Source organism: Shinella sp. 20P9.1.1 (genome assembly GCF_057798995.1).
This window is the reverse complement of the sequence record NZ_JBYOLC010000005.1, coordinates 395,591-402,179: the sequence shown is the minus strand read 5'-3', so window position 1 is coordinate 402,179 and position 6,589 is coordinate 395,591. Positions and strand designations below refer to the sequence as shown.

General features: G+C 62.9%; 7 protein-coding genes. 4 read left to right on the top strand and 3 right to left on the bottom strand.

Annotated features, from left to right (window positions below; translation table 11 throughout):
• The first annotated feature begins 163 nt into the window (after nucleotides 1-163).
• The 3 genes from AC27VQ_RS11990 (at nucleotide 164) to AC27VQ_RS11980 (ending at nucleotide 3,189) form a co-directional block, all read left to right on the top strand.
• Complete coding sequence (locus tag AC27VQ_RS11990; protein ID WP_488716411.1) at nucleotides 164-793, top strand: L,D-transpeptidase; 630 nt, start codon at nucleotides 164-166, stop codon at nucleotides 791-793.
• A 346-nt stretch (nucleotides 794-1,139) separates the two neighbouring features.
• On the top strand, nucleotides 1,140-2,138 hold the full coding sequence (locus tag AC27VQ_RS11985; protein WP_488716410.1) for an ABC transporter substrate-binding protein: 999 nt from the start codon (nucleotides 1,140-1,142) through the stop codon (nucleotides 2,136-2,138).
• A 163-nt stretch (nucleotides 2,139-2,301) separates the two neighbouring features.
• Nucleotides 2,302-3,189 carry an ABC transporter permease gene (locus AC27VQ_RS11980; protein ID WP_488716409.1) on the top strand — a complete coding sequence of 296 codons (888 nt, stop codon included), beginning with the start codon at nucleotides 2,302-2,304 and terminating at the stop codon, nucleotides 3,187-3,189.
• Nucleotides 3,190-3,254: 65 nt separating this feature from the next.
• Here AC27VQ_RS11980 and AC27VQ_RS11975 read toward each other — a convergent pair whose 3' ends face one another.
• Nucleotides 3,255-4,163 (bottom strand): DMT family transporter, encoded by a 909-nt coding sequence (locus tag AC27VQ_RS11975; RefSeq protein WP_488716424.1) that lies wholly within the window; start codon nucleotides 4,161-4,163, stop codon nucleotides 3,255-3,257.
• Between the two features lie 138 nt (nucleotides 4,164-4,301).
• Here AC27VQ_RS11975 and AC27VQ_RS11970 point away from each other — a divergent pair, with 138 nt between their 5' ends.
• Complete coding sequence (locus AC27VQ_RS11970) at nucleotides 4,302-4,772, top strand: Lrp/AsnC family transcriptional regulator (protein ID WP_313522758.1); 471 nt, start codon at nucleotides 4,302-4,304, stop codon at nucleotides 4,770-4,772.
• A 110-nt stretch (nucleotides 4,773-4,882) separates the two neighbouring features.
• On the opposite strand, the gene AC27VQ_RS11965 is transcribed toward AC27VQ_RS11970, so the two are convergent.
• Together AC27VQ_RS11965 and AC27VQ_RS11960 are read right to left on the bottom strand one after the other, a co-directional pair.
• Complete coding sequence (locus tag AC27VQ_RS11965; protein WP_488716408.1) at nucleotides 4,883-5,299, bottom strand: DoxX family protein; 417 nt, start codon at nucleotides 5,297-5,299, stop codon at nucleotides 4,883-4,885.
• Nucleotides 5,300-5,490: 191 nt separating this feature from the next.
• On the bottom strand, nucleotides 5,491-6,504 hold the full coding sequence (locus AC27VQ_RS11960; RefSeq protein WP_488716407.1) for a zinc-binding alcohol dehydrogenase family protein: 1,014 nt from the start codon (nucleotides 6,502-6,504) through the stop codon (nucleotides 5,491-5,493).
• Nucleotides 6,505-6,589: the final 85 nt, after the last annotated feature.

Sequence of the window (6,589 nt, the reverse complement as noted above, 5' to 3'; positions counted from 1 at the left end):
GACGGATACCGCGTCCAAATCGAAAAGGCCGCCCTTCGAGGCGGCCTTTTTGTTGCCATGGACCTTAATCGTTCCTGCAACCGCAGCGCGCTCCTTAACCCTCGATTAACCATAACCGCATAATTCTCGGCCCCGAGGAACGATCTTTAAAGGGGCTTTAACCATGTCGATTTCCCGCCGCGGATTCCTGCTCGGCGCATCTGCACTGCTCGCAGGCTGCGCGACCAACGGCACCAGCGACCGCGCCAATTACGGCGAACGGCTGGAGGAGAAACATCCGCTGAAGGCGATGGCGCTCGACAAGATCAAGCCGGAACTGCGCCGCCAGGAAATCGCCTACAGCACCGATCATGCCGCCGGCACCATCGTCGTCGATACGCCGGCGCGCCGGCTTTATTACGTGCTCGGCGATGGCCGCGCGATGCGCTACGGCATCGGCGTCGGCCGGCAGGGCTATTCGCTGGCGGGCAGCGCCTATATCGGCCGCAAGGCGGAATGGCCGACCTGGACGCCGACGCCGAACATGATCCGCCGGGACCCGAAGAAGAACCTGAAATATGCCGGCGGCCTCGAAGGCGGCCCGAACAATCCGCTCGGTGCGCGCGCCATCTACCTCTACCAGAACGGCAACGACACCATGTTCCGCATCCATGGCACCAACCAGCCGTGGTCGATCGGCCAGGCTATGTCGAGCGGCTGCGTGCGCATGCTGAACCACGACGTGATCGACCTCTACGAACGCGTCAAGGTCGGTGGCCGGGTGCATGTCATCCAGGGCCGGCGCGACGCCTGAGCGTTCCGATCATGACGCAATGAGAAAAGGCCGGCTTCTGCCGGCTTTTCGTTTTGCGGGTTGAAAAAGCTGAATTGTATCATACCATTGCCCCGGTGCTCCCGGTCTTGGATAAAGTCGGGGCGGTCTTGTGGATTTGATGGGTCCATGACGCATTGAGGTCAATCGCAGACGCATTCGTACCGGCATTCGACCCTGCACCTGCAAAAGTCGAGGGTGCGGTATCGCGGAACCCGAGGCCTCTTCAACAGGTCTTCTCCGCATTCGCTAACGATCACGGGCTTGGCGGCGACGGTGCAGCGGGGCTCGAACGGCACAATGACACCGTCGACATGAGGGAACGGATATGAAACATCTTCTTGCTTCCACCTGCCTCGTCGCTGGCCTTCTGGCCATGACGGGCGCGGCGCGCGCCGAATGCGGCGACGTGACCATCGCCAGCATGAACTGGCAGAGCGCCGAAGTGCTCGCCGCACTCGACAAGTTCATCCTGACCGAAGGCTATGGCTGCAACGCCGAGGTCATCGTCGGCGACACGGTTCCGACCATCACCTCGATGATCGAAAAGGGCGAGCCGGATCTGGCGCCGGAAGGCTGGGTCGACCTGCTGCCCGACGTCGTCAACCGCGGCATCGAGGAAGGCAAGCTGATCGGCGCGGCGACCGCGCTGTCCGATGGCGCCGTCCAGGGCTGGTGGATCCCGAAATACATCGCCGACGCCAATCCCGATATCAAGACGATCGACGACGCGCTGAAGCATCCGGAGCTGTTCCCGGACCCGGAAGACAAGTCGAAGGGCGCCGTGCACAACGGTCCGCAGGGCTGGGGCGGCACGGTCGTGACCTCGCAGCTCTACAAGGCCTATGGCGGCGAAGCGGCGAATTTCACGCTGGTCGACACGGGCTCGGCTGCCGGCCTCGACGGCTCGATCGCCAAGGCCTACGAGCGCAAGGAAGGCTGGGTCGGTTACTACTGGGCACCGACGGCGCTTCTCGGCAAGTACGAGATGGTGAAGCTGGAGCATGGCGTTCCCTATGACGCCGCCGAGTGGAAGCGCTGCAACACCGTTGCCGACTGCGCGGACCCGAAGAAGAACGACTGGCCGAAGGACAAGGTCCAGACGCTCGTCACCAAGGGCTTCTCCGAACGTGCCGGCGAAGACGTCATGGGCTACCTCGGCAAGCGCGCCTGGTCGAACGACACGGTCAACAAGCTGATGGCCTGGATGACCGACAACCAGGCGAGCGGCGACGATGGCGCCAAGCACTTCCTGGAAGAGAACGAAGCGCTCTGGAAGGACTGGGTCTCGCCGGAAGCGGCCGAAAAGATCAAGGCGGCTCTCTGATCGCCTGATTAAGCATCTGGGCGGCGCGTGCTAGGCGCGCCGCCCTTTGCCTTCGTTTTAGCGCATGCCTTTGGCGCAAATCGCAGCGCCCTTTCCCTCGGCATGCTTCAGGGTTGGCTCATGAACCCGGCGCAAGACCGGACGGAGCCGGAAGGGGATCGACATGGACTGGTTTACGAAATTTCCCACTATGAATGCGGACACCTTGCGTGACCTCAAAAAGGGCATCGACGAGACGTTCCGCGGGTTCACCCGCGCCTATGGCGACGGTATCGAATCGATCTTCGTGCCGCTGCAGCACTTCCTGATCTGGTCCGAGCGTTTTATGACCAAGACGCCTTGGCCGATCATCATTCTGCTGATCGCCGCCATCGCCTGGTTTGCAAGCCGCAACTGGAAGATCGTCGCCGGCACGGTCACCACACTGCTCCTCATCGGTTATTTCGACATGTGGGACGATACGATGAAGACGGTCTCAATGATCTTCGTCTGTACCGTGCTGTCGATCGCCATCGGCATACCCATGGGCATCATCATGTCGCGGTCGGATCGCGTGCAGAACGTGGTCAACCCGGTGCTCGACGTCATGCAGACTATGCCGAGCTTCGTCTACCTGATCCCGGTCGTCATGCTGCTCGGCATCGGCAAGGTGCCCGGCCTCATCGCCGTGGTAATCTATGCCATCCCGCCGATGATCCGCCTCACCAATCTCGGCATCCGTCTCGTCGACAAGGACGTGCTGGAAGCCGCCGACGCCTTCGGTTCATCCAGCTGGCAGAAGCTGAAGAACGTGCAGATGCCGCTGGCGCTGCCCACGATCATGGCCGGTATCAACCAGACGATCATGATGGCGCTTGCCATGGTGGTCATCGCCTCGATGATCGGTGTTCAGGGCCTCGGCCAGCCGGTGCTGAAGGCGATCTCCAACCAGTATTTCACGCTCGGCATCTTCAACGGCCTTGCCATCGTCGGCATCGCGATCATCTTCGACCGCGTCAGCCAGGCCTTCGGCAAGCGTTTGCAGAAGCACCGCGAGATCGTGCACGGCTGATCCGAAACGCAGGCACGAAAAAAGGGCGCCCCGGCACAGCCGCGGGCGCCCTTTTCCGTTTTGGCCTAGTGCTTGGGAGAGAAGAGGCCGGTCGAGAGCGCCACGCCGCCGCCGACGACCAGCGCGGCCGTCAGCTCGGCCACGCCAAAACTTTCGCCGAGGAAGACAGCGCCGCCGAGTGTGGCCAGCACTGGGGTGAGGGCGGTAAAGGCTGCGGCCTGGCTGCCGCCGAGCGCACGGATCGCGGTGCCATAGGCGAAGGTGGCGACGAGACCTGACAAGATGCCCTGGCTGGTGATCTGGAGCGCAAGGTCGGGCAGGCTGGCGGCGGCAAGGTGCGTACCGAAGATCGCGGCGAGCACCAGATGGATCAGGAACGACCAGACCGCGATAATGGCCGCACCCTCAAGGGCGGAAAGGCCCGAGCGGCGGAAGGCATGGGTAAAGCCGGCCCACAGCACGGCGCCGATCGGCAGCAATACGAAGCCGGTCGCGGTCATGCCACTTTTCAGCATGCTGGCGGTGAGCAGGATCGCGACGCCCGCAACGATGGCGGCAAGGCCGGCAAGGCGCATGCAGTCCGGCCGCTCGCCGAACAGAACCATGCCGATGAGCGCGGTTGCCAGCGGCAGCGAGCCGCCGAGCAGGATGCCGCCCGGTGCAGCCGGCGTCACATGCAGCGCCGCCGCCGTGATCTGGAAGAAGACGGCGCCCGCACCGGCTACCATCACAACGATCAGCTTGAGCGGCACGTTCTTCGGCAGAAGCCCGGTCTTGAGCCAGATCGGTGCCAGCAGGATGGCCGGCACGCCATAGCGGATCAGGCCGATATCGATCGTACCGAGCGGGGTCGCGGCGGTGTGGCGCGTTGCCAGCACCCAGAGCGCCCAGATCAGCACCGTCACCACGCCGCCCGCATAGCCGGCGACAAGCGGATTGGATTTGTCTTCGGAGGAAAGCGAGACCATGGCCATGGCGGTGTCCTTTCTGCGCTGGCTCATTTGCTGATGAAATCCTAGCGCGGAAGGTCGAGGCATGTCCTTGCGGGTTGTGCCTCCACGGAAGTACGATGCGCATGATCCTGCCAATCTAGGCCATGAAAGTTTTCGAATATGCCAAATCTTGATAAATTCGATATTGCCATCCTGAAGGTGCTTCAGGAGGATGCGCGCGCGACCAATGTCGAGATCGCCGAGCGCGTAAACCTTTCACCGTCGCCTTGCTTGCGACGTATCCGCAATCTGGAAAAATCCGGCGTGCTGCGCGGGTACCGGGCGGATATCGACCGCAAGGAGGTTGGGCTGGGCCTCACCGTCTTCGTCGAAATCAAGGTGGGGCATCACAGCCGGGAAAATGCCATGGCCCAGCAGGAGGCGTTGCTGGCGGTGCCGGAGGTCGTCTCGTGTTTCCTGATCTCGGGCAATGCGGATTTTCTGGCGGAGGTGGTGGTGGAGGATCTTGCCGCCTATGAGCGGCTCCTGACCGAGACGCTGCTCACCATGCCCGGCGTCTCCGATATCCGCTCGAATTTCGCGATCCGCAGCATCAAGACGGGCGGTCCGTTGAAGCTGCCGTCGCTCTGACAAAGACAAGCCGCCCCGGCGAGGTGCCGGGGCGGGGGACGGCCGGGAGAGGCAGGGCCGTCCGTCGGGATGCCGCGTCTGGAGAGAGCGGGCGGCATCCGGTCCTGCCGTCATTGGGCAGGGACGGCAGAAGCTGTTGCGGATTTCCAGGCCACGACCATCAGGCCGCCGATGACGGTGATGTGTTCGGCGACGAAGTGGAATTCGATGGTGCGCATCGGTTCCTGCATCGCCCAGAAATTATGGGCGATCGGAATGGTGAGCGCGGTGAAGACGGCGAGCATGCCGGCGCCGAGCCAGGTCCAGCGGTTGGAAATGATGAGGGCCGAACCGATGAGCTGGGTCAATGCTGTCGCGACGTTGAAGAAGGCCGCCGGCTCCAGGCCGAAATGCGTCATCTCCAGGAGGCCGCCATCGAAATCGGCGAGTTTGGCGATGCCGGACAGCCAGAACATCGAGGTCAGGATCGTGCGGGCGATGAAGCCGAAGGCGCGGCTTTCGGTAATGCTTTCAATCAAGGCGGACACGTAAAATCTCCAATAAATGTCATAGGTTTGCGGGGAGGGTCATGTGTTCCTTTCCCGATGCCGCCCGCCGTTTTTCGTTTCGTTCGGTGGGCTGCGATGGCCTATGTCTACCAGAGTTCGGTGCCGTTCCTGTCACCTTGGTAACACCCCTCCGCCGCTCTGGAAGCGAGCGGCGGAGGAGGATTTCGAGTTTAGAAACCGGCGAGAACGAGCTTGCCGCGCGTGCGCCCGCTCTCGATCATCGCATGGGCCTTCTTCAGGTTTTCCGCGTTGATCGTGCCGACCGTTTCGGCAAGCGTCGTGCGCAGGGTTCCCGCGTCGACGAGGCGCGAGACCTCGTTCAGAAGATTGTGCTGCTCGATCATATCGGCCGTCTGGAAGAGCGAGCGGGTGAACATCAGCTCCCAATGGGTCGAGACGGCCTTGCGCTTGAAGGGCATGACGTCGAGCACCTTGGGATCGTCGATCAGGCCGAACCGGCCCTGCGGTGCGATGGCCTCGACGATTGCCGCAAGGTGATCCTCCGTATTGGTCGTCGAAAAGACGAAGGCCGGCGCGCCGATGCCGAGAGCCGCGACCTCACTGGCGAGCGGCTTGCTGTGATCCACCACATGATGCGCGCCGAGCGTTCTGACCCATTCCGCTGTTTCGGGGCGCGAAGCGGTGGCGATGACGGTGAGGTCGGTCAGGTGGCGGGCAAGCTGTACGGCAATCGAGCCGACGCCGCCGGCGCCGCCGATGATGAGGATCGCGTTAGCGGCGCCCGGCACGGCGTCGCGCACCTGCAGCCGGTCGAACAGTATTTCCCAGGCGGTGATCGCCGTCAGCGGCAGGGCAGCGGCGGCGGCAAAATCGAGCGAGGCGGGCTTGCGGCCGACGATGCGCTCGTCGACGAGGTGGAACTCTGAATTCGTGCCCGGCCGGTCGATGGCGCCGGAATAGAACACGGCGTCGCCCGCCTTGAACAGCGTGACGTCGGGGCCGACAGCCTTCACGATGCCGGCGGCATCGAAACCGAGCACGCGCCATCCGCCATCGGCGGGCGCTGCACCGCGCCGCAGCTTCGTATCGACCGGATTGACCGAGACGGCCTTGATCTCGACCAGCAGGTCGCGTCCCCGCGGTTCCGGTGTGGGCAGCTCGATATCGACGAGGGCGGTGTCGGCGGTGATGGCCTGCGGGGTCTGGTAGGCGATGGCGCGCATGGGTGTCTCCTTTCGCGTTGAATGGAGACTAGATGAAGAGTAATATCGAAAGACGCAAGAATGCACATTTTGTGCACATAGTGTC

Bases quoted from the DNA above. Each gene is read 5' to 3' on its own strand.
- AC27VQ_RS11985 (WP_488716410.1), top strand. From the start codon at position 1,140: ATGAAACATCTTCTTGCTTCCACCTGCCTCGTCGCTGGCCTTCTGGCC.
- AC27VQ_RS11980 (WP_488716409.1), top strand. From the start codon at position 2,302: ATGGACTGGTTTACGAAATTTCCCACTATGAATGCGGACACCTTGCGT.
- AC27VQ_RS11960 (WP_488716407.1), bottom strand. From the start codon at position 6,504: ATGCGCGCCATCGCCTACCAGACCCCGCAGGCCATCACCGCCGACACC.
- AC27VQ_RS11990 (WP_488716411.1), top strand. From the start codon at position 164: ATGTCGATTTCCCGCCGCGGATTCCTGCTCGGCGCATCTGCACTGCTC.
- AC27VQ_RS11970 (WP_313522758.1), top strand. From the start codon at position 4,302: ATGCCAAATCTTGATAAATTCGATATTGCCATCCTGAAGGTGCTTCAG.
- AC27VQ_RS11975 (WP_488716424.1), bottom strand. From the start codon at position 4,163: ATGGCCATGGTCTCGCTTTCCTCCGAAGACAAATCCAATCCGCTTGTC.